This is a genomic window from Meiothermus sp. CFH 77666 (genome assembly GCF_017497985.1).
Taxonomy (GTDB): domain Bacteria; phylum Deinococcota; class Deinococci; order Deinococcales; family Thermaceae; genus Meiothermus.
The window spans coordinates 94,152-115,564 of sequence record NZ_JAGDFV010000004.1; the positions used below are offsets into that span (position 1 = coordinate 94,152).

Genomic DNA, 21,413 nt, shown 5'->3' on the forward strand with positions numbered 1-21,413 from the left:
GGCTCAGTTCAGGTAATACGCTCATCAAATCACCTCGCGGAAACCAATGGCCTCGGCCCGGGCTTGAAGCTCGCGCTTCAGGAGGGCGTGTTCAGGGTTATCCAGGTAGGGGTCGGCTTCCAGAATGGCCCTGGCCAGCGCCCGGCTCTCCTCGATGATGGCCTGGTCGGAGGCCAGGTCGCCGAGCCGCAGGTCGGGCATACCCGACTGGCGCACCCCCCGCAGTTCGCCGGGGCCGCGCAGCTTCAGGTCTTGCTCGGCAATATAGAAGCCGTCGGTGGATTCCTCGATGACCCGCAGGCGCTGCATGGTGCGCTTGGAGGTTTCACCCGCAATCAGGATGCAGTAGGACTCGAGCCCTCCCCGCCCCACCCGCCCGCGCAACTGGTGAAGCTGGGCCAGCCCGAAGCGCTCGGCGTTTTCGATGATCATCAGAGTAGCCTGGGGGATGTCCACCCCCACCTCAATCACGGTGGTCGAGACCAAGAGGTCGAAGGCCCCCTGTTTGAAGCGCTCCATCACGGCGTCCTTTTCGTCGGGCTTCATCTTGCCGTGGAGCAGGTCTATGCGTACATCCGGCAGAAGCGTCTCGAGCTCCTCCCGCAGCTGGGTGGCGGCGGCCAGCTCGGCGGTGGCCTCCGACTCGCCCTCCTCAATCATGGGCGTGACCACAAACACCTGGTGGCCTTTCTGGATTTCCTGCCGGGCAAAGGCGTAAGCCTGGGTGCGGGTTTTCTGGGTGAGGATTTTGGTCTGGATGGGGGTGCGGCCTGGGGGCAGCTCGTCAATCTGGGAGACCTCGAGGTCGCCGTACAGGGTCAGGGCCAGCGAACGCGGAATGGGGGTGGCCGACATCACCAGCACATCGGGCCGCTGGCCCAGGAGCCGGCGGCGTTGCAAGACCCCAAAGCGGTGCTCCTCGTCTATCACCGCCAGGCCCAGATCGCGGAACGCCACCCCGTCCTGGATGAGGGCATGGGTGCCCACCACCACCTGGGTTTGGCCGCTCTGGAGCCGCTCCTGCACGGCCCGCTTCTCGCTTCCGGTCATGGAGCCCACCAGCAGATCCACCGAGACCCCCAGCGGGTAAAGGTAGCGGGTCAGGTTGTCGAAGTGCTGCTTGGCCAGAATCTCGGTGGGGGCCATCAGGGCCCCCTGGGCGCCGTTCTGGGCAGCCACATAAAGGGCGGCGGCGGCCACGGCGGTCTTGCCCGAACCCACATCCCCCTGCACCAGCCGGGCCATCTGCCGCTCGGACTGCATGTCTTCGAGTATCTCGTTCAGCACTCGCTCCTGTGCGCGGGTCAGGCGAAAGGGCAGGGTGGAGCGGAAGCGCTCGACCATCTCGGGGGTTACCCGGAACATCCGGCCCAGCAGGGCCGAGCCGCCCGACTGAATCATCACCTTGAGCTCCAGCAGCAAAAACTCGTCGAACTTGAGCCGGTAGAGGGCTTGCTCGAGCTTCGCCTCCGAATCGGGGAAGTGGGCCTGGCGCAGGGCTTCGTCCAGGGTCAGGGCGCCGGTTTGCAGGGCCCGGTTTGCGGCCCCCTGTCCCCGCCGGTAGGGCTCGAGGGGGTCGGGTATGGCGGTGAAAGCCTCCAGAGCCCGCCAGACCGCCCGGCGCAGGAAAGCCTGTCCAATGCCCTCTTTGGCGGGATACACCGGCACGATGCGCCCGGTGGAGAGGGATTCGCCGCCTTCGTCCTCGAAGTATTCCACCATGAGCGAGATGTGGCCCCCGCGCTTTTGCACCCGTCCCGAGAGCACGATGCTGGCCCCTTCGGACATCTGCTTGAGCACCCAAGGCTGGTTGAACCAGACCCCGGTAAACTTCCAGCCCCACCCGTCCATAAAGCGCACCTGCACCAGTTGCAGTCCTTTTCTGGGGGTCTTGACCAGCTCCCGGCTCAGCACCTTGCCCACCACGGTAGCCTTGGTGCCGTCTTCCACGTCGCGCACACTTTGCAAGGTGCGGCGGTCTTCGTAGCGGCGGGGGTAGTAGTGGAGCAGGTCGCGCAGCACCCGAAGGCCCAGCTCGGCCAGCTTTTTTTTGCTGCCCGGCCCCAGGTTCAGGGCCTCGAGGGGGGTGTCGAAGTGAAGGGGGGTAGAACGGGGGTTTTCTGTTAACGGGCTCCTGTCCCCTAACCCCTGACCCCTGACCCCTGACCCCTGTGCCCTGTCCCCTCCTATTCCCCCCAGCAGCGCAATGGCCTTTTGGAGCTGGGTTTTGCGGGCCTCGGGCTCCATCTGTCGGTAGCCGGCCAGCATCCGGCGCACCTCGGGAAAGGGCTGGCCCAGGTTCTCCAGGAGCCTTTCCAAACCCCCCGCCACCACCCGATCCTGAGCGCCATCGGCGAGTTCGCGCTGCAGGGGGCGGAGCAAGCGGGCTTTGAGTTCTTCGCGGGTCACGGCTTCCTCGTCAAATAACAGCTACATTGTACCCAGGCCAAACCGCTAACTTTGCGGTTTGGGGCAGCCAAGTTGCGCTTGTATAAGGTTTAGAGATGAATCCAGACTGCGCTAGAAAATCATGCTCCGGGCGCAATACCCGTGTGATTTTCAATCATCCCAGTAGCCAAAACATAGGCGGGAGGTACTTATCTGATGATGCGGTTGAAGCTGATGGAGGATTCTGGTTCGCAATGTAACGCTTCCCAGGGGGCCCAATGTCTCAAATGTCATGGTCTGGGTGGGGTGGGCTCGTATACTTGGTGGGTATGGCGGTATCGCAAGTTGAAACTTTGGCCAATGGCCTGACGCTGGCCGTGGAGGAACAGCCCTGGAACCCCGGTGTGGCCATGCAGTTACTGGTGCCGGTAGGCGCCGTGAACGACCCCGAGGGCATGGAAGGAGCGGCCAGCTTGCTGGAGGGCTGGCTCTGGAAAGGGGCGGGCAGCCGGGATGCTCGGGCCCTGGCCAATGCTTTTGACGACCTGGGGGTGCGCCGGGGCAGCAGCAGCGCCCTCGAGTACACCACCTTTGCCGCACAGTTTCTGGCCGAAAAACTCCCCGCGGTGCTCTCGCTCTATGCCGATGTGCTGATGCGCCCCCACCTGCCCACCGAGGCCCTGGAAGCCGTGCGCCAGATTGCCCTGCAAGAGCTGGCCTCGCTGGAAGACCAGCCGCCCAAAAAGATGTTTGCCGCCCTTCGCCGGGCGGTGTTTGCCAGCCCCCACGGGCGCAATCCCAGCGGACAGAAGGCCCACCTGGAAAGCATTTCCGCCGAGGCCCTGCGGGAAGACTTTGCCCATCGCTATGCCCCCCAGGGGGCGATTCTGGCCCTGGTGGGGGGTGTACGCTTCGAGGAGGCCAGGGAAGCCGTCGAGAATGCCCTGGGTGACTGGAAGGGGGCCGGGGCGGGGTATCCGGCCATTGAGCTACGGCCCGCCCATACCATCCACCTCGAGCAAGACACCGCCCAGACGCAGATTGGCCTCATCTACCCCGACATCTCCTTCGACCACCCCGAGTTTTACAGCGCCCGCCTGGCCGCCCAGGTGCTCTCTGGGGGCAGCAGCAGCCGCCTGTTTACCGAGGTGCGTGAGAAGCGGGGCCTGGTCTACTCGGTGTATGCGGCTCCCAATGGCATCAAGGGCTATAGCTACCTGACCGCCTATGCCGGCACCACCCCGGAGCGGGCCGACGAGACCCTGCAGGTGATGCAGGAAGAGATCGCCCGGCTTTCGCAAGGCGTCTCCGAGGCCGAGCTGGAACGCACCAAGATTGGCTTGCGGGCCGCCCTGGTGATGCAGGATGAGTCGTCGCGCTCGAGGGCCAGCAGCATCACCCGCGACCTCTACCTGCTGGGCCGGGTACGCACCCTGGACGAGATCGAGGCCCAGATTGCCGCCGTGGATGTGCCGCGCATCAACCGCTACCTGGCCGCCAACCCCTACCGAAACCCCTGGATAGCCACCCTGGGGCCGAGAAAGCTGGCCGTTACCGAGTAGCGGGGGGAGAAGCGGAAAGCTTGTGGCCCAAGCCCGAAAGCCGATTTTTTCGAGCCACCTGCGTTTGTGGAGTAGATATGACCCAGACCCAATCTGCCGTTGAGTTCAAGCAGGCCACCCTGGAGAACGGCCTGACCGTGATTGCCGAGATCAACCCCGAGGCCAAGAGCGTGGCCCTGGGCTATTTTTGCAAGACCGGAAGCCGTGACGAGACCCCCGAAATAGCCGGGGTGTCGCACTTTTTAGAGCACATGCTGTTCAAGGGCTCGGCCAAGCGCGATGCCCTGGGGGTGAACCTCGAGTTCGACCAGATGGGAGCCCAGTACAACGCCTACACCTCCGAAGAGAATACCGTCTACTACGGAGCGGTGCTGCCCGAGTTTGCTCCCCGGCTCCTGGAGCTCTGGACCGACCTGATGCGCCCGGCGCTGCGCCCTGAAGACTTCAACACCGAGAAGCAGGTCATCCTCGAGGAGATTGCCCTGTACGAAGACCGGCCCAATGTGATGCTTTTTGATTGGGGGCGGGCGCGGTATTTTGCCGGGCATCCCCTGGGCAACAGTGTGCTGGGTACGACCGCTTCAATCTCGGCCCTGACCCGTGAGCAGATGGCCGAGTACCAGGCGCGGCGCTACACCCCCGGCAACCTGGTGCTGACCCTGGCGGGCCGGGTGGACTGGGAGCGAACCCTCGAGCAGGTGCAAGCGCTCACGGCTGGCTGGCCCCGGGGGGAGGCCAGCCGGGCCTACCCGGAGGTGAAGGCCCAGGTTGGCGAAATGCGGGAACCCTATCCCAAAGCCACTCAGACCTATCTGGTGCTGCTGGCTCCAGGGGTTTCGGCCCAGGATCCGCGCCGTTATGCGGCCAACATCCTGGCCAACATCCTGGGCGAGGAGGGTAACAGCCGCCTCTTCTGGGCCCTTACCGACAAAGGCCTGGTGGAGTCGGTGGGGGCAGGGGTGGACGAGGCCGACCGGGCCGGGCTCTTTTACATTTATGCCCAGACCGACCCGGTCAACGAGGAAGCGGTGAAGGCCGTGCTCCGCGAGGAGCTGGGCCGCCTCGAGCGCGAGGGGGTGCGCCCGGACGAGCTCGAGCGGGCCAAAAACAAGCTGGCCACCGCACTGGTGTTTGCGGGCGAGACCCCCATGCAACGCCTGATGAGCGTGGGCCTGGGTTATGTTTACAACCAAACCTATGAGCCCCTGAGCGAGATTGCCCGGCGGGTCGAGGCGGTCACGCTGGACGATGTTAACGCCTTGTTGGAAGAAAAGCCCTTTAGCCGCAGCTTTTGCTACAGCCTCGTACCTGCGTAGGTAGCACGATGCGAGGGGCCTGGCTGCTGGGGTTGATGCTGTTGTGCAGCGCTGCCCTGGCCCAGAGTGCCCTGGAGCTCGAGGTGCTCCAGCGCACCAACCAGGTACGCACCGAGCGCGGTCTGCGGCCCTTGCAGTGGGATGCGCTGGCCTACAAGGCAGCCCTGGGCCATGCCCAGGACATGCTCCGGCGCAACTTTTTTGCCCACCAGAACCCCGATGGTCTGGGGGCCGCCGAACGGATGCGGGCTGCCGGGGTGCTCGAGGTCACGGTAGGCGAGAACCTGGCCAGCTTCGAGGGCTACCCCGACCCCGAAATTCCCCGCCGCTCGCTTTTGGGCTGGATGAACAGCCCCGGCCACCGGGCCAACCTGCTCAAGCCCGAGTTCACCCATCTGGGGGTGGCCCTGGTACGTCAGGGGCGGCAGGTGATGGTGGTGCAGAACTTCATCGGGCGGCCCTTCGACCCCCAGGTGCGCCTGACCCCTGCCCAGGCCGAACGCACGGTACTGTTGCTCACCGGTACGGCTGCCGGTACGGTGGGGGTCTTTGTGGGCAACAACCTCTATGCCCGTTTGAACCCGCCCATCCAGACCCGCCTCGAGCTCCCCCCCAAAGCCGAGGTGAGCTTTGCCGTGTTCGACGGCCAGACCTGGTGGGCTACCCGCAACGGCGAACGCGGTTTGCGCTTGGAGACCACCCTCGAGCGAAGTTTGGTGCCGGGCCAGCAGGTCTTGCTCAACCTTCCCGCCGGTAACTACACCCTGGCGGTGGGGGCAGAGCCGCGCTTCTGGCAGAATCTTGCCGGGCCGGTGCGCCTCGAGCTCGCCCTCCCCGGTACGCTGGAAGCCCTGTGGCTCGGTATCCGTCAGGGGAACCAAATCAGCTACAGCCACCGGATTCCACTAAAGCCGTGAGCCATTTGGCGTTTGGATTTTGCGGGCATCGTTACGGGTGGCTGCTGTCCTCCATGCGGTCTTCGGTTGTTTTTGGCAGGGCGAGGGGCCTTTTGCGGGCTACCGGATGAATCTTTTCGAGGCCTTGCTGGCCGTGCAAGCGGGCCCAGAAGAGGGCCATCTCCACCACTGCTTGCAGGCGTACTTCCAGGGGCAGCGCCTGCCAGCGCTCTTTTTCGGAGGGCACCTCGTCGAAACGGTATTTGCGAGCAACAGGTTTCATAACTCCTCGACATCGCGCAGGTCAATGCTGCGCCCAAACGCTTTTTTCAGGCGCACAAAATCCTCACGAGACACCACCCGCACGGTAACACCCCCTACCTCGTGCGTCTGGCTATGGGCATAGGCTTCGTCGAAATCGGGCTCGTTGAGTAGCACCAGGTCTACCTGATTGGGTTCGTAGCCCAACTGCACAACCCCCGGCGTACTCAAGTCTTCTAGCGTAAGCCCCAGATCGTCTCCACCAAAAAAGGACTTGATAGCTTCCAGAACGCGGGGTGCCTCTTGCATGTCTATCCACAAATCGAGGTTTTTGGTGTAGCGGGGAACCCCCAGGAAGGCTAGGGCGTAGCCGCCGATAACCATTGAACGCGCGCCCTTTGCGTTCAGGTGGCGGATTAACTCGAGCATTTGGTGGGTCATGGGCGCTAACGATATGCTACTATCCCCCGGTGGATTCTCGAGTCCTTCTGGCGATTGGCCTCACCATCCTGCCCTGGGCCTCGGCCTTTGCCGGGATACGGGCGGGCCTTCAGGACTACAGCCCGGCCCACCTGACCCTGCTGCGCTTTCTGGTGGCCTCGGCAGTGATGGTGGTTTACGCCCTGTGGGTGCGGATGCCCCTGCCCGAACGGAGGGACTGGCCGGCCATTCTGGGGCTGGGTTTCCTGGGTATTACCGCCTATCACACTGCCCTCAACTTTGGCCAGGTTAGCGTGAAGGCCGGGCCTGCCGCGCTCCTGATTGCGGTGGGGCCGGTGTTTGTGGCCCTGATGTCCTATTTTTTCCTGCGCGAACGGCTTTCGGCCTGGGGCTGGCTGGGCATTGGGGTGGCCTTTGCAGGCGTGGCCCTGATTGCGGTGGGCAACCACCCCGGTAGCTTTGAACTCGAGCCCGGCGCCTTGCTGATTGTGTTGGCGGCCTTCGTCACCTCGGTTTACTTCGTGTTCCAGCGCAGCCTGGTGAAAAAATACAACCCCCTCAACTTCACCGCTTACACCATCTGGGCCGGAACCCTGCCGCTACTGGTGTTCTGGCCGGGCCTGGTGTCCGAGATGCAGGCCGCCTCGGCCCAGGCCACCTGGAGCGTGGTGTATCTGGGCGTGGTGCCGGGTGCGCTTTCGTACCTGACCTGGAACTACGCCCTGAGCCGCGCCCCGGCCTCGCAGGTGACCAGTTTTTTGTACATCTCGCCGGTGCTCGCTACCCTGATTGCCTATGTCTGGCTGCGGGAAGTGCCCGGTGTGCTGGCCCTGGTGGGGGGTGGAATCGCCCTGGCGGGCGTGGTCATTGTGAACACCCTGGGGAAAGTGGCGCAGAGTGGCATAGACAAGCGCCCCTAGACCGTAGACAATAGTCCACGATGGCCCAGGTTCTGCCCATCCGCCTGTACGGCGACCCCGTTTTGAAGAAAAAAGCCCTGCCCGTGCAGGATTTTAGCGGTATTCCGGCGCTGGCTGAGAACATGCTCGAGACCATGTTCGAAGCCCGAGGGGTGGGGCTGGCGGCCCCCCAGGTCGGCATTAGCCAGCGGCTCTTTGTGGCCGCCGAGTACCTCGAGGACGAGACAGAAGAAGGCCCCGAGGCCGACCTCAAAACCCGCGTCAAAGAGCTGTACGTGATGGTGAACCCGGTCATCACCTACCGCTCGGGCCAGCAGTCCATTACCGAAGGGTGCCTGTCGCTGCCCGGCCTCTATGCCGAAGGGGCCCAGCGCGACTTGCAGGTGCGGGTCGAGTACCAGAACGAAAAGGGCGAGCCGAAGGTGCTCGAGGCCGAGGGCTACCTGGCGGTGGTGCTGCAACACGAGATTGACCACCTGGACGGTATCCTCTTCTTCCAGCGGATGGCTTTTGCCGACAAGCAAAAGTTTCTCGAGGAGCACCGCGAAGACCTGGCCCTTTTCCAGCGGCAGGCCAAGGCGTTCTTGCGCGAGGAGGCCGCACGGCTGGGGCAGGCCAGGTGAGGTCAATGGTGAATGGTCGATAGTCGATAGTCGATAGTCGAGGGTCTATGGTTGATTGCCTTCTAAACAACCTGTCATGAACTCCCAACCCCTGCGCCGCCGACTGGCTTTTTTTGGCTCCCCTGCCTGGGCCGTGCCGGTGCTGGAAGCCCTGCACCGCCACCATGAGGTGGTGCTGGTGGTCACCCAGCCGGATAAACCGGCGGGGCGGGGTTTGCAAATTACGCCCTGCCCGGTGGCGGCGTGGGCCGAGGCCAGGGGCTTGCGGGTAGAGAAGCCTGCGCGGCTCCGCAAGAACCCCGAGTTTTTGGCGCTTTTCAAAAGCCTGGGCCTCGAGGTGGCCGTAACCGCCGCCTATGGCAAAATCCTCCCCGCCGAGCTGCTGGAGGTGCCCCGCTTTGGCTTTCTGAACCTGCACCCCTCCGACCTGCCCAACTACCGGGGCCCCGCGCCGGTGCAGTGGACGCTCATCAACGGCGACGCCGAGACCGCCGTCTGCATCATGCAGACCGATGTGGGCATGGACACCGGCCCGGTGGTGGCGCGCTGGCGTACCCCGATTGGGCCCGACGAAACGGCCCTCGAGCTTGCCGACCGCCTGCGCGACAAGGGCATCGAGCTGCTTCTGGACGCTCTGGCTCACCTGGAATACCTGCAACCCACCCCCCAGCCCCCTGAGGGCACTCACGCCCCCATGCTGCAAAAGGACGATGGCAGGATTGTCTGGGAGCGCACCGCACAGGCAATCTACAACCGCCACCGGGGGGTGCTGCCCTGGCCGGGTAGCTGGTTTGAGCACCAGGGTAAGCGGGTAAAGGTGATCAAAATGTCGAGGGTTGAGGCTCGAGGGGCCGGTGCCGAAAGCCTCGAGGGGCAAGCACCCGGAACCGTGGTTCGGGTGGCCGAGTACCTGGAAGTTGCTACCGGGCAGGGTAGCCTGCGCCTGGAGGAGGTTCAGCCCGAGGGCAAAAAGCCCATGCCTGCCGTAGACTGGGCCAGGGGTGCCCGCCTGCAACCGGGCCACCGGCTGGGCTAACCCCGGCTCGATTTTTAGGGTTTCGTAGCTCATGAGTCCCATGGAAAAGGTGAAGCTGGCCGGACGCTACAGGCTTGTGGCCCCCCTGGGCGAGGGGGGTATGGCCGAGGTCTGGCGGGCCACCGACGAGCGCATGGAGCGCCCGGTAGCGGTCAAGATTCTGCACACCTACCTGCACCCCAGTGAGCGCAACCGCTTTTTTCGGGAGGTCAAGGCCCTGTCCAAGCTCTCGCACCCTGGGGTGGTGCAGGTCTTCGACCTGGGGGAGGAAGAGGGCCGCACCTACTTCGTGATGGAGCTGGTGGAGGGCGGCAGCTACGACCGCCTGGGCCCCTTCGAGGATGGCCTCGAGGGGCTGCGGCTGCTTACCGCCTCGGCGCGGGTACTGGAAGCCCTGGGGCACCTGCACGAGCGGGGTGTGATCCACCGCGACCTGACCCCCCGCAACATCCTGGTCACGCCCGAGGGCCAGCCCAAGGTGATGGACTTTGGCCTGGCCTACCTGATGCAGGAAAGCCGCCACTTTACCCGCACCGGCATTACGGTGGGCACGCCAGAGTACATGGCCCCCGAGCAGGCCAGGGGCCTGCCCCTTACCCCCCAGGCCGACCTCTACAGTTTTGGGGCGGTGCTCTACCGCACCTTCACCGGCCAGCCTCTGTTCGAGGGCGAAAACGACCAGTCGGTGCTGTACCAGCACGTTTACGAACCTCCCAGACCCCCCCAGAGCCTTAACCCGGCCATTCCCGCCGAGGTATCGGGTCTGATACTTTCGCTCTTGCAGAAAGCCCCTGCCGACCGGCCCGCCAATGCTGCCGCCGCCCACGCGGTGCTGGAAGAAACCCTGCGCCACTACCGTGAGACCCTCTCGGCCACGCCACGGGCAGGGGCCAGCCGCAGTGGGCACTACCCTACCGGGCCGGCCCAGCCCGAAAAGCTGGAGCTGCGCGGCACCTTCGACCTGGCCGGACAGGTGGCCTGGCCGGGGGAGCTGATTGCCCGCGAGGGCAGCCTGTGGGTAGGGGCCGGGCAGGGCACCGCCCGCCTCGACCTGACCGATGGTTCGGTCTACCGCCAACGCCTGGGTGACGAGGTCTCGGCCCCACCGGTGGTGGCGGGTGAGCGGGTGTATGTGGCCGCCTGGGATGGCCGCCTGACCGGGATGTCGCTTTCGGGGCGGCCCATCCTGAGCTTTCCCACCCGCGCCGAGATTACCGCCGCGCCCCTGGTGGCCGACCTGATCTACCTGGCCGGGCGCGACGGCTTTTTGTATGCCCTGGATGCCAGCGGTACCCTGCGCTGGGGTTTCCAGGCCGGCAGCGAGCTTTCGGCCTCGCCTACCCTGTACCGGGGGCTTCTGTTTGTGGCCAGCGAGGGCGGCTGGCTGTACGCCCTCGACCCCCTGAGCGGACACCTGCGCTACAAGGTAGAGGCGGGGGCGGTGCATACTGCTATGCCTGCCCGCGGAGGGCTGCTTTTCATCCCCACCTGGGCCGGGGAGGTTCACGCCTTCGACCCCCTGACCCGCGAGGTGCAGTGGAGCTTCGACCTCGAGGGCGAGCTCTGGGGCGCCCCGGCCCTGGACGAGCGGAACCTCTATGCGGCCAGTTGGGCCGGAAAGCTATACGCCCTCAACCAGAAAACCGGCGACGAGGTGTGGGCCCTCGAGGTCGGCCGGGTGACCGCCGCTCTGTCTATTGCCCACGGGGTGCTCTACCTGGGCACCGAGGAAGGCCGGGTACTGGGGGTGGACACCCAGAGCGGGCGTCTGGTCTTCGAGGCCACCGGCCTGGGCCCCATCCAGGTGCCGCCCCTGCCCTACCGGGGGGCGCTCTACGTGGCCACGCTGGCGGGGAAGCTGTACCGGTTCGCTTAGACGGTGGGTTAGGATAAAGCCATGGCCCTTACCCAGCTTTTGGTTCGCAACTATAAAAGCCTGGGCAAAATTTCTCTCCAGCTTGGCAATTTAGCCGTTTTTGTAGGCCCTAATGGTTCTGGTAAGAGCAATTTGTTGGATGCTTTGCGCTTCGTTTCCGATGCCTTGAGCGTTAATCTCGACTACGCCCTGCGCGAGCGTGGGGGCATAAATGAGGTTCGCAGACGGTCAAGTGGTCGACCCAATAATTTTAGAATCGAGCTACACCTTACCCTTGAACATTGGTACGCGAAATACGCCTTCGATATTGAAGCAGTTAGGGGTTACGATTTTCAGGTGGCTCGTGAGGAAGCCCGGGTGTCGCCACGCGACCTTATATCACAGGAGCGTTTCTTTCTTGTTGAAAGAGGCATTCTCAAAGGTTCCACACCTAAGCTTAGTGCAGCCAGCAGCCCACAAGATCTGTACTTGAGAGCTATTTCGGCAGAGGAGGGTTTTAGAGAGGTATTTGAGTATTTGACCCGCGTAGCGGTTTATAATCCTAATCCAGCCACTATACGAAATCTGCAAGACCCTGACGCCTACCCGATTTTGCGTAGAGATGGTAGCAATCTTCCTGGTATTTTGCGCCAGATGCGTACGGCACCTGATCGTTTGGAGCGGGTTCAAGAGTTTCTCTCCAAGATTGTTCCAGGTGTTATGAAGGTAGAGCCGGTGGTGTTGGGTCCCAAGGAGACCTTGCATTTTTTCCAGAGAATGGATAATAAAAACGACTGGCGGTTTTACGCTAGTTCGATGTCGGATGGTACGCTCCGCGCATTAGCGGTATTGGTAGCAGCCTTCCAGACTGCTGTTACGGTAGCGGGTGTGGAGGAGCCCGAGGTAGCACTTCATCCGGGTAGCACCTTTGTACTTGCCGACGCACTGATTGAAGCAAGCGACAGCCGACAAATTTTACTGACTACCCATAGCCCAGATTTATTAGACCACGAGGACATTCCGCCGCAGTCTTTGTTTGTTGTTGGTATGCAACGAGGGGTGAGCGAGGTTCAGCCGATTCCAGAAGAACAAAAACAAATCATCCAAGAGAAGCTATTCACGGCAGGCGAGCTGTTGCGGCAAAGGAAGCTCGAGCTTCCAACAGAATTTCAAGACACGTTGTTATGAAATTAGTGCCAATAGTAGAAGGGCACGGCGATGTGGATGCACTCCCTGTACTTATACGAGGCTACTTTCCCACAATAAGGGTATTGAATCCGCTTAGGATTTCTCGCAATCGTTTCATAAATAGCTCGGATGAGCAAGATCGCTTCCTCGAGCTTGCCCGAAAGAGTTTGGGGGAATTCGGCTCGGTCTTGGTACTGCTGGATGCGGACTCAGACTGTCCGGCTGAGCTTGCTCCACAGCTGAAAAGGAGCCTTGAGTCCAGGTCAAGCCTTGGTTGCCATGTGGTGCTTGCAAAGTGTGAGTTTGAAACGTGGTTTTTGGCGGCTGCAGAATGCCTGGGATTGGGGGAAGCACCGGCGGATTTGGAGGAAATTCGCGGAGCTAAAGAAGAGGTCAAACGCCGATTAGGGCGTTACTCCGAGACCATAGACCAGGCTAAGCTGACAGGAAAGCTGGTCAAAAACTGCGATCCGTCCATTCTTCGCAGACGCTCGGCTTCATTTGATAAGCTCTGGCGCGAGCTGGAGGGAATCGCTAGAACCCAAAATGGTTAGCCTTCAACTCACCGACGAGCAGCAAGCCATCGTGGCCCACAACGAAGGGCCTGCGCTGGTGTTCGCCGTGGCCGGGGCGGGCAAGACCACCGCGCTGGTGCACCGCTTGGAGCGCCTGGTGCGCGAACGGGTCTTTGAGCCGCGCAAGATTCTGGCCACCTCCTTCAGCCGCATGGCGGTAGACGACCTCAAGCGGGCGCTCTCGAGCTGGCCCCACACCCAGGGGGTGCAGGTCTCCACCCTGCACGCGCTGGGCTACCGCATTGTGCGCAAGGCCGCCTCAGAGGGGCTTTTGAAGCTGGCCGAGGTAAAGGAAGAAGGCGCCGAGCAGGCCCTTTTGCAGCGCACCCTGCGGCGGGCCCGCGAGCTCAGAGTGCCCTGGGCCCAGGAACTGGAAAACCTCGAGCCCGAGGATTTCCTGAGCTATCTGGGGGCCTGCAAGGGCAACCTGCAGTACGCCGACCTGAAAGGGGCTGCCCTGCCCCCGGAGGCCCTCAAGGTAGCTTCGCAAGCCGAGGCGCCAAAGGCCCTCGAGTGGTACCTGGATCTGTACCGGCTCTTCGAGCAGGTGCGGCAGGCCGAAGGGCTCCTCACCTTCGACGACATGCTCATGCAGGGCTGGGAGGTGCTGGTGCGCTACCCCGAGATCCTGCAAACCGTGCAGAAGGCTTTTCAAGCGGTGCTGGTGGACGAGTTCCAGGACGTGAACCTGGCCCAGTCGGAGCTGCTCGACCTGATTACCGCCCCGCACCGCAACTACATGGCGGTAGGCGACGACGACCAGACCATCTACGAGTGGCGGGGGGCCAGCCCCCGCTTCATCCTGGAGTTCGCCCAGCGCTACCAGGCCAAAAAATACCTGATCCGCGACACCTTTCGCTGCCCGGCCCCGCAGGTGGCGCTGGCCGGACGGGTGATTGCACAGAACCAGCAGCGCGAACCCAAGCGCCTGAGCCTGACCAGGGGTTTTGTGGGCCGGGTGCACCTGCGGATGGAGCCCCACATGCCTGCCCAGGCCCAAAGCCTGGTGAGCGACATAGCCGGGCTGCTGGCTGAAGGCCGCAAGCCCGCCGAGATGGTGGTGCTGGTACGGCTCTACGCCCAGACCCCCTACCTCGAGCAGGCCCTGATCGAGCGGCAGATTCCCTACCGGGTGGTGGGCAGTACCCCCTTTTACCAGCGCCCCGAGATTCAAACACTCCTGGCCTACTTGCAGCTGGCCGAATCCGCCACTGTTACGCAGAACCCCCTTGAAAAGGGGGCCAAAGACGCAGCGGTTTCGCCCCCTGTGCATGAGGGGGGTGGGGGAGCGCACCGGGGAGACCTCAAACGCCTCTGGCTGCAGATCTACAACACCCCCAAGCGCTACCTGACCCGCGCCCTGGCCGATGCCATCTGGCGGCGGGTGGAGCAGGGGGGCTCGCTGCTGGAGGTGCTCCGGGCCGAGGCGGCGGGCGCGGAGGAGCGGGTGGCCCGGCGGCTTTTGGAACTGGCCGATTTGTTCGAGTGGCTGGGCGGGGCGGTGCAGCGGGGTTCGGCCCACGCGGTGCTGGAGGCGCTCGAGGCGCGCCTGGACTACCGCCGTCATCTGTTGCGTTCCTCGGGCTTCTGGGAGGTGGGGGCGGGTAAGGCCGAGGGGGTGCGGGCTTTTCTGGAGTACGCCCGCGACAAGGGCAGCGTGGGCGACCTGCTACGGCATATCGAGCTTCTGGCCCAGGAACACTTTGGCGACGACCCCATTCAGAACCCCCGCGAACGGGTCAGCCTGATGACCATCTTCCGGGCCAAGGGCCTCGAGTGGCCCCTGGTCTTTATTCCGGACTGCAACGAGGGTACCCTGCCCTACAGCGGTTCGGAGAACCTCGAGGAAGAGCGCCGCCTCTTCTACGTGGCCCTCACCCGAAGCTCGGCGCACACTTACCTGTACGCCCTTTCCAGCCTGCCGCTCTCGCCGTTTTTGAAGGAAGCCGAGTATCTGCAGGTGCTGGGGGCCGTGGAGCGGGTGGGCGAGGCCCTGGCCCTCCCGCCCGAAGAACTCTCTACCGCCCAGACCCTGGCCCTGGCCCAGGGGGCGCACAAGCTGGGCCTCGAGCGCTACCTGTACCACTGGTGGAACGCCGCCCAGGCCCCCGCCGTGGCCGCCAAGGTGCTGCGGCTGTTTTCCCACGCCGAGCAGGCCGGCTGGCTGGAGGCGCTGGGGCTTTCGCTCGAGGCCAGAAGTCTCTGGGAAGCCTTCGATGTGGAGCCCGGCCAGGGGCCAGCAGACGAGTTTGCCGACCTCGAGCGCTTCCTCCTCAAGCGCCCGGCTCCAAGCAGCCCCCCCGCCCTCAAACCCGGCCAGAAAGTCCGGCACATCCAGTTTGGCACCGGGCTGGTGGTGGGTCTGGAAGACGGGGTGGCTATGGTGGCTTTTGGGGATGGGGTTCGCAAACTGGCCCTGCGCTACGCGAGGCTCGAGGTGGTGGGGTGAGTATCTTTGGCTTCAGCCTGGTTTCAGCGGATGGGGCTAGTCTGAAGGGGCAGGAAGCATGGTAGGCCATGTTTTGAAAGGCCGAAAAAAGCCCAAGGTAGCCCGTCCTGAGAACTCTCCTGCGACTCTGGCTTCAGGCATTACACCCTGTGTTGCCCGATTCTATTTTGGGCTGGTTCCGGTCATGATGGTGAAGGTGAAACCACTTCATCTATTTCTTATGGGGCTCGCCAGCCTGGTCTGGGCCCACGGGGGGCATTATCTGCCCGCCTCCGGGCCGGGGGCTGCCGACTTCAGGCCGCCCCGAACCCTCCCCAGCGTGGAGCTTCGTTCGCACGAAAACAAGGCGTTTGCATTTCCCCCCAAGGGCCCGGCGGTGGTGCTCTTTGGCTACACCCAGTGCCCCGACGCCTGCCCCCTCACGCTGGGCCGCCTGCTACCCGCCTACGAGGCCCTGGGCGCACCACCCCACCTGCAGCTCTTGCTCCTGAGCGTGGACGAGCGCGACACCCCCCAGACCCTGCAAAAATACCTGCGGGGCTTTGTGCCGGTGCAGGGCCTGACCGGCAAGCCCGAAGCCATTCGCCCCATTGCCGAAGCCGCCAGGGTCGAGTACAACCTGGCCCCCGGTGGGCGGTTGGTCTTTCATACCGATGCGCTGGCCCTGCTGGATGCCCAGGGCCGTCTGGTGCGGATGCTCTACGGGGCCAGCCGCCTTTCCACCGCTAAACTCAAGGAAGAAATTGCCCAACTGTTGAGGTAAATATGCCGAGACCTTTGCTACTGCTGGTTTTTTTGGCACTGGGTTCGATGGGAGCCGGGCCGGCCCAAGCCCCCACATACCACGGGGAAGTGGCCGAAATCCTGCAAGCCAACTGTGCGGGTTGCCACACCGAAGGGGGTATTGCCCCTTTCCCCCTGGACGATGCCCGCTGGGCCCGCAACATGGCGGCGGCCATTGCCGACTCGGTGAAGCAGGGCCGGATGCCGCCCTGGCCCCCCGGCGAAGGCACCCCACCCCTGAAGGACGAACGCAAGCTTTCCGCCAGCGCCAAAGCTGCCCTGATTGCTTGGGCCGAGGCGGGCGCCCCGCTGGGCGAGCCCAGACCGGTGGCGGTGAAAGCCCCTGCGCCTACTCCAAAGCCCGATCTGGTGGCGGCGCTCAACCCCCCCTACACGCCTGACGATGCGCTGCTGGACGATTACCGCTGCTTCCTGATGCCGGTCACCTTCGAGCACGATACCTACATGACCGGCTACAAGATTATTCCGGGTGACAAGCGTAGCGTGCATCACGTGATTTTATTCCTGATTGGCCCCGATATGGTGGGGGCCGCCGAGGCCAAAGACCGCGCCGAGCCCGGCCCCGGCTGGAAGTGCTTTGGCGGGCCGGGCCTGAGCAGCGACCCCCGCAACATCGGCGGCATTCTGGGCTTTTGGGTGCCGGGTGGGGGCGCTACGCTGCTGCCGGAGGGTACGGGCCGGTTCCTGCGGGCCGGCAGCCGGGTGGTGATGCAGGTGCACTACAACACCGCCTCGGGCGCCAACCCCGACGCTACCCAGATGGCTTTGTACCTAGCCCCCAAAGGGGTGCAGCTCAAGCGCCTGGTGGGCATGACCCTGGCTGCTCCGGTGGAGATTAAGTGTCCGCCGGGTATGTTTGGGGAAGCCTGTACCCGCGAGTACGCTCGAGCCCGCACCGAGCTGGGCTTTATTGCCGACTGGATTCACCTATTGTGCAACACCTCCATCGAGGAGTACGCCCGGCGCAACGTGGGTGATGGCAGCCGCCAGGCCACCTCCTGCGACTGGACGGCCCAGAGCGCCATGGAGGTGTATGGGGTGACGGCCCACATGCACCTGCGGGGGGTGGAGTTCAGGGTGGAGGTCAACCCCGGTACGGCAAACGCTCGGACGCTCCTCAACATTCCCCAGTGGAACTTTCAGTGGCAGGGCGAGTACTGGTATCAGACCCCCCTGCGGCTGCGCCAGGGGGATAGGGTGCGGGTCACCTGCGTTTACGACAACAAATCGGCCATCCCCGGCCCGGGTGGGGAGCCCTTGCCGCCCCGCTATATGACCTGGGGCGAGGGGACTACCGACGAGATGTGTTTGGGTTCGCTCTTTGGGGTGCGCGAGTAGGGGAGAAGCTGTGGGGCGCAGGGCCATTCTGCCGGCGATAGCCCTCTGGGTTTGGGGTCTAGGGACGCTGGGCTGGGCCCAACCGAGCGAGCCGCCGGTGATGGATCGCTGCCTGGCCCTTTTCCAGACCCTGCGCCCCCAGTTTGCCTATGCCGAGCGGGTGGCACCCCAGCGCTTCTTGCTGCGGGTGGTGCTGGGGGCGGAGGGTTTGCCGGTGTCGCGCCTCACGGTGAACATAGACCTGGCCCCGGTGCCGCTGGGCCTCGAGGACATTGTGGTGGTGGCGTTTGACCGCCCCGTGCAGGATGCCCTGCGATTGCGCAACCAGCTGGCCCGGCGCTTTGAGGGGGTGGCCCAGACCCTCAACCTGGGCAACTGGTACGTGAGTGAGCCCAGGGGTTACCGCTGCTTTCTGACCCACCAGGGCCGGGTGGTGGGGGTGCTGGCGCTGGGGCGGAACCTGGAACCCCTCTCCGACCCCCGTTGGCTGGCGGCCTACCAGCGTTCGCCGGTGCGGTTTCCGGCGGTGGAGCCTGCGATGCGGTAGTTGTGTGGATGTATCCTTTCTGGCGGAATGTAGGCGGGTGACTGCGAGCATATCCGTTCCAAAGAGGGTAGCCCAGGAGACTGGGAAACCCTACGGGTCTTTTGACCGGGTTGAACTCGGGAGGTAGAGCCGGGTTTATCGGCTTCACGGGCCTATGAGGGGGCCGATATAGTGAAGCTATGCACCTCCTCGTAGGCCCTCCGGCCTCCGGCAAAACCACCCGTTTGCTCGAGGTCGCGCATTCTTACCTGCAACAGCGCAAGCGGGTCTGGTGGGTTTGTTTGCCTGCGCAAAAAGCCTACGTCTACCGCCGGGCTACCCAGCGGGGGGCGGTGCTGGGCCTCGAGGTGCTTACCTCGCAGCAGCTTTACTACCGCCTGCTGGCCGCCAGCTTTGGCCTCAAGCCCATTCTGACCGGGCCGGGCCGGGTGGCGCTGGTGGGGGAGGCGCTGATGGAAGGCGAAGGCCCCCTGCCCAGCCCCGGCGAGGCTCGGCTGTTTGCCCGTGCCATTGCCGAGGCCAAACGCAACGGGGTGAAGCCCGAGGCCCTGCCGTTCCACAGCCCCGAGGCCCGGCGTTTGCAAAAGGTCTACGCCCGATACGAGGAACTTAAGGCCAGTTGGGGCCGCTGGGACTACGACGACTTCCGGGCCGCAGCACTGGCTTTACTGGAGGGGCAGGCTCCGCTCGAGCGTCAGACGAGGCCTACGCAGTCTGTGGAGCCCGCCTCCTCGCGCAGCGGGCTCGCGCCTATCGGCCTCGAGCGTCAGACGAGGCCTACGCAGTCTGTGGAGCCCGCCTCCTCGCGCAGCGGGCTCGCGCCTATCGGCCTCGAGCGTCAGACGAGGCCTACGCAGTCTGTGGAGTCCGCCTCCTCGCGCAGCGGGCTCGCGCCTATCGGCCTCGAGCCCGACCTGGTGGTGGTGGACGGCTTCCGCGAGTTGGGGGTGCTCGAGCTGCGGCTCTTGCAGGCGCTCTCCCGTCACATTTCGGTCTGGGTCGGCCTGCCGGAAGCGCCGCCGGGTTTGCTGCCCCAGGAGGCGCTCCCACCCAGGCCGGTTGCAATCCAGACCTACCGCGCCCAGAACCCGGTTAGCGAGGCCCGCTGGGTGCTGCGTTCGATCAAGCGCGACCTGACGCAGGGCCTGGAGCCTCTGGATATTGCGGTGATTACGCCGGAGACGCGAATTCCGGCCTTGCTAACTTTGGCCGATGAGTATGGTCTTCCCCTCGTAGACCAGCGGGCTGGTACGGCTGCCGAGACCCCCGAGGGGCGGCTGTTGCTAGAGCTTTTGGAGCTGCCCGACTACCCCACCCCTTCGCGCCTGCTGGCCGTGCCCGACCTGGCCCCGCTGGGCCGGGCGGCCCTGGAACGCAGCCTGGTGGGCCCCCTGGCCATCAGCCGGCTGGCCGCCGAGCTGGGGATGCAAGGGGTCTGGGCCTCCTGGCTGGCCCGCCTGCGGCCTCCCGGCGAGGAAGGGTCGGGGTTTGACCCGGCCCATACCCCCGACCTGCACCCTTCCCTGGCCTGGGCCAACGAACTTCTGGACTCATTGCCCGAAGTGCGGCACAGCCCCCGCCGGGCCACCCTGATGGAGCGGGCCATGGAGGCCCACCGCATCGCCACCGGCCCCGATTTTCGCCACTGGTGGGCGGCCCTGCTGGCCGAAACCTACGAGCCGCACCGCCCGCCAGGGGGGGTGGCCCTGCTCACGCCCACCCTGGCCGCCGGGCAGCGCTGGAAGAAGCTGTACCTGACCTACGCGGTGGAGGGCGCCTACAGCACCGGCGAACAGGAGGACTACTTTGTGCCCGAGGAACTGCGAATGGGCCTGGAGGAAGCCCTGCGGCAGGCAGGGGGCCTCTTGCCCAGGCGTTTTTTGGGGCGGGATCGGCTACTCTTGCAGGAACTCCAGGCCCGTGCCGATGAGGTAATCATCACCTACCCCGAGGCCAGCCAGGAGGGGCCCCTCGAGCCCGAACCGGCCCTCCTCTCCCAGCCCAGGCCGCCCTACCTGCCCAAGCTGCCCCCGGCCAGCCTCCTGGAGACGGCCCGCGCCGAAGGTTACAAGGCCCCCCTGAGCCGGGTTCTTTTGGGGCAGGCGGGTGTCGAAGACTTGCGTTATTACGACGAGTGTGGCTTCAAATTCTGGGCCTCGCAGTTTGCGCCGGACGAGGCCGAGCCCCCGTGGTGGCAGCAGTGGGTGCGCGAGCTGCGCAAGGCCGAGAAACTGGTGCCGGCCCGCCTCGAGGCCCTCTCCCAGCAGTTCCCCCAGACCGAAGGCTGGATGCGCCACCACTATGGTCTTCTGAGCGAACTGAGCCTGGGCTTCAAGCTGGAGGGTCAGGGGCTGGAAGCCTACCTGGACGGGGTGCTGCGCAAGGGCAGCGAGGCCCACCTCTACCGCTTCGTGGCCCCCGAGACCCATCCCGAGGAGGCCGAACAAGCGGTGCGCGACCGCTGGAGTGAGCGCTGGGCCGCTGGGTACCTGCTCTCGGCCTTCAAGGGGCGCATTCGACAGGTGCATATCTGGGCCTGGCCGGTGCTGGGGGAGCCGGTGCGGGTCTATGGCAAGCCCATCGAAAAGGTCTGGGGGGCGCTCGAGAATCTTCTGAACAAAACCCAGCAAGTACACAGCCGCTACAAGGCCGGGGTGGTGGAACCCAACCCCGGCTTTCGTTGTCGTAGCTGCAGCGTGAAGGACGTGTGCCGCGAGGGAAGAACAGGTTAGGCCGGTTTATCCGCCATCAGCTCGCGTGCCAGGGCCATTACCTTTTCGCTAAAGCTCCAGCCCTCCTGCGCGGCTTTTTCCAACAAGCGCCGCTTTTCCTCACGGCTCATGGGCAGCCACAGGGCCACCTTTTCCTGTCCGTTTTCCACCATGTACTCCCCGCCAAACTCGTCGCGTATTACCTTGCCCTCCATCTCCTCGCCTCCTTGCTCGAGCCAGGCCATAAGCCGGCTTCGTACAAACCGCCACTCCCGCCCCACCTTGCGGGCGGGCAACGCCCCACTGCGGGCCAATTGGTAAACCGTCGCGTCCGACACCTTAAGAAAGTGTGCGGTCTCCTCTAGGGTCAGTACCTCGTCGTTCAAATTCTCACTCCTCCCTGGAGGTATCAATAAAATATATCATCTAATAATAAAATGCAATATATATCAACAAAATAATGAAAGAACGGAACCCCTTCGGGCTCCGTCGTTCCAGTGAAC

At 64.1% G+C, this 21,413-nt stretch carries 18 protein-coding genes; 14 read left to right on the forward strand and 4 right to left on the reverse strand.

Annotated elements, in window-relative coordinates; all coding sequences use genetic code 11:
* Positions 1–24: 24 nt before the first annotated feature.
* The gene (gene recG / locus J3L12_RS03595; RefSeq protein ID WP_208013672.1) at positions 25–2,409 is read right to left on the reverse strand and encodes an ATP-dependent DNA helicase RecG; all 2,385 of its coding nucleotides are present in this window, start codon (positions 2,407–2,409) and stop codon (positions 25–27) included.
* Between the two features lie 308 nt (positions 2,410–2,717).
* Here recG and J3L12_RS03600 point away from each other — a divergent pair, with 308 nt between their 5' ends.
* The 3 genes from J3L12_RS03600 (at position 2,718) to J3L12_RS03610 (ending at position 6,183) form a co-directional block, all read left to right on the forward strand.
* Entirely contained in the window at positions 2,718–3,950 is a 1,233-nt protein-coding gene (locus J3L12_RS03600) for a pitrilysin family protein (protein WP_208013673.1), read from the forward strand.
* Between the two features lie 77 nt (positions 3,951–4,027).
* Entirely contained in the window at positions 4,028–5,266 is a 1,239-nt protein-coding gene (locus tag J3L12_RS03605) for a pitrilysin family protein (RefSeq protein WP_208013674.1), read from the forward strand.
* An 8-nt stretch (positions 5,267–5,274) separates the two neighbouring features.
* Positions 5,275–6,183, forward strand: a complete 909-nt coding sequence (locus J3L12_RS03610; protein WP_208013675.1) for a CAP domain-containing protein — start codon at positions 5,275–5,277, stop codon at positions 6,181–6,183.
* 31 nt (positions 6,184–6,214) lie between these two features.
* Here J3L12_RS03610 and J3L12_RS03615 read toward each other — a convergent pair whose 3' ends face one another.
* Both J3L12_RS03615 and J3L12_RS03620 read right to left on the reverse strand, forming a co-directional pair.
* The gene (locus tag J3L12_RS03615; RefSeq protein WP_208013676.1) at positions 6,215–6,445 is read right to left on the reverse strand and encodes a hypothetical protein; all 231 of its coding nucleotides are present in this window, start codon (positions 6,443–6,445) and stop codon (positions 6,215–6,217) included.
* Positions 6,442–6,864 carry a nucleotidyltransferase gene (locus tag J3L12_RS03620; RefSeq protein WP_208013677.1) on the reverse strand — a complete coding sequence of 141 codons (423 nt, stop codon included), beginning with the start codon at positions 6,862–6,864 and terminating at the stop codon, positions 6,442–6,444. The genes J3L12_RS03615 and J3L12_RS03620 overlap by 4 nt, the downstream gene beginning before the upstream one ends.
* 29 nt (positions 6,865–6,893) lie before the next feature.
* On the opposite strand from J3L12_RS03620, the gene J3L12_RS03625 reads away from it, so the two are divergent.
* The 11 genes from J3L12_RS03625 (at position 6,894) to J3L12_RS03680 (ending at position 20,931) form a co-directional block, all read left to right on the forward strand.
* The gene (locus J3L12_RS03625; protein WP_208013678.1) at positions 6,894–7,784 is read left to right on the forward strand and encodes a DMT family transporter; all 891 of its coding nucleotides are present in this window, start codon (positions 6,894–6,896) and stop codon (positions 7,782–7,784) included.
* 20 nt (positions 7,785–7,804) lie between these two features.
* Positions 7,805–8,407: a peptide deformylase gene (gene def / locus J3L12_RS03630; RefSeq protein WP_208013679.1), complete on the forward strand. Its 603-nt coding sequence runs from the start codon at positions 7,805–7,807 to the stop codon at positions 8,405–8,407.
* A gap of 76 nt (positions 8,408–8,483) precedes the next feature.
* Entirely contained in the window at positions 8,484–9,443 is a 960-nt protein-coding gene (gene fmt / locus J3L12_RS03635) for a methionyl-tRNA formyltransferase (RefSeq protein ID WP_208013680.1), read from the forward strand.
* A 40-nt stretch (positions 9,444–9,483) separates the two neighbouring features.
* Positions 9,484–11,319: a serine/threonine-protein kinase gene (locus J3L12_RS03640; protein WP_208013681.1), complete on the forward strand. Its 1,836-nt coding sequence runs from the start codon at positions 9,484–9,486 to the stop codon at positions 11,317–11,319.
* A gap of 21 nt (positions 11,320–11,340) precedes the next feature.
* Positions 11,341–12,486 (forward strand): AAA family ATPase, encoded by a 1,146-nt coding sequence (locus tag J3L12_RS03645; protein WP_208013682.1) that lies wholly within the window; start codon positions 11,341–11,343, stop codon positions 12,484–12,486.
* Positions 12,483–13,040, forward strand: a complete 558-nt coding sequence (locus J3L12_RS03650) for a DUF4276 family protein (RefSeq protein WP_208013683.1) — start codon at positions 12,483–12,485, stop codon at positions 13,038–13,040. Before J3L12_RS03645 ends, J3L12_RS03650 begins: the two co-directional genes overlap by 4 nt.
* On the forward strand, positions 13,033–15,510 hold the full coding sequence (locus tag J3L12_RS03655; RefSeq protein WP_208013684.1) for an ATP-dependent helicase: 2,478 nt from the start codon (positions 13,033–13,035) through the stop codon (positions 15,508–15,510). The genes J3L12_RS03650 and J3L12_RS03655 overlap by 8 nt, the downstream gene beginning before the upstream one ends.
* Before the next feature lie 196 nt (positions 15,511–15,706).
* Positions 15,707–16,273, forward strand: coding sequence for an SCO family protein (locus tag J3L12_RS03660; RefSeq protein WP_208013685.1), 567 nt, complete (start codon positions 15,707–15,709; stop codon positions 16,271–16,273).
* A gap of 2 nt (positions 16,274–16,275) precedes the next feature.
* A complete protein-coding gene (locus tag J3L12_RS03665; protein WP_208013686.1) occupies positions 16,276–17,652 on the forward strand; it encodes a c-type cytochrome in 1,377 nt (458 codons plus the stop codon).
* Positions 17,653–17,662: 10 nt separating this feature from the next.
* Positions 17,663–18,199, forward strand: coding sequence for a hypothetical protein (locus tag J3L12_RS03670; RefSeq protein ID WP_347708827.1), 537 nt, complete (start codon positions 17,663–17,665; stop codon positions 18,197–18,199).
* 179 nt (positions 18,200–18,378) lie between these two features.
* Positions 18,379–20,931: an ATP-dependent nuclease subunit B gene (locus J3L12_RS03680; RefSeq protein ID WP_243454886.1), complete on the forward strand. Its 2,553-nt coding sequence runs from the start codon at positions 18,379–18,381 to the stop codon at positions 20,929–20,931.
* On the opposite strand, the gene J3L12_RS03685 is transcribed toward J3L12_RS03680, so the two are convergent.
* Entirely contained in the window at positions 20,928–21,296 is a 369-nt protein-coding gene (locus J3L12_RS03685) for a helix-turn-helix domain-containing protein (RefSeq protein ID WP_208013687.1), read from the reverse strand. The genes J3L12_RS03680 and J3L12_RS03685 overlap by 4 nt on opposite strands.
* Positions 21,297–21,413: the final 117 nt, after the last annotated feature.

Coding starts and splice junctions, on each gene's coding strand:
- def (WP_208013679.1), top strand. CDS start 7,805: ATGGCCCAGGTTCTGCCCATCCGCCTGTACGGCGACCCCGTTTTGAAG.
- J3L12_RS03605 (WP_208013674.1), top strand. CDS start 4,028: ATGACCCAGACCCAATCTGCCGTTGAGTTCAAGCAGGCCACCCTGGAG.
- J3L12_RS03680 (WP_243454886.1), top strand. CDS start 18,379: ATGCACCTCCTCGTAGGCCCTCCGGCCTCCGGCAAAACCACCCGTTTG.
- J3L12_RS03600 (WP_208013673.1), top strand. CDS start 2,718: ATGGCGGTATCGCAAGTTGAAACTTTGGCCAATGGCCTGACGCTGGCC.
- J3L12_RS03615 (WP_208013676.1), bottom strand. CDS start 6,445: ATGAAACCTGTTGCTCGCAAATACCGTTTCGACGAGGTGCCCTCCGAA.
- J3L12_RS03655 (WP_208013684.1), top strand. CDS start 13,033: ATGGTTAGCCTTCAACTCACCGACGAGCAGCAAGCCATCGTGGCCCAC.
- J3L12_RS03650 (WP_208013683.1), top strand. CDS start 12,483: ATGAAATTAGTGCCAATAGTAGAAGGGCACGGCGATGTGGATGCACTC.
- J3L12_RS03620 (WP_208013677.1), bottom strand. CDS start 6,864: ATGACCCACCAAATGCTCGAGTTAATCCGCCACCTGAACGCAAAGGGC.
- J3L12_RS03645 (WP_208013682.1), top strand. CDS start 11,341: ATGGCCCTTACCCAGCTTTTGGTTCGCAACTATAAAAGCCTGGGCAAA.
- J3L12_RS03610 (WP_208013675.1), top strand. CDS start 5,275: ATGCGAGGGGCCTGGCTGCTGGGGTTGATGCTGTTGTGCAGCGCTGCC.
- fmt (WP_208013680.1), top strand. CDS start 8,484: ATGAACTCCCAACCCCTGCGCCGCCGACTGGCTTTTTTTGGCTCCCCT.
- J3L12_RS03665 (WP_208013686.1), top strand. CDS start 16,276: ATGCCGAGACCTTTGCTACTGCTGGTTTTTTTGGCACTGGGTTCGATG.
- J3L12_RS03640 (WP_208013681.1), top strand. CDS start 9,484: ATGGAAAAGGTGAAGCTGGCCGGACGCTACAGGCTTGTGGCCCCCCTG.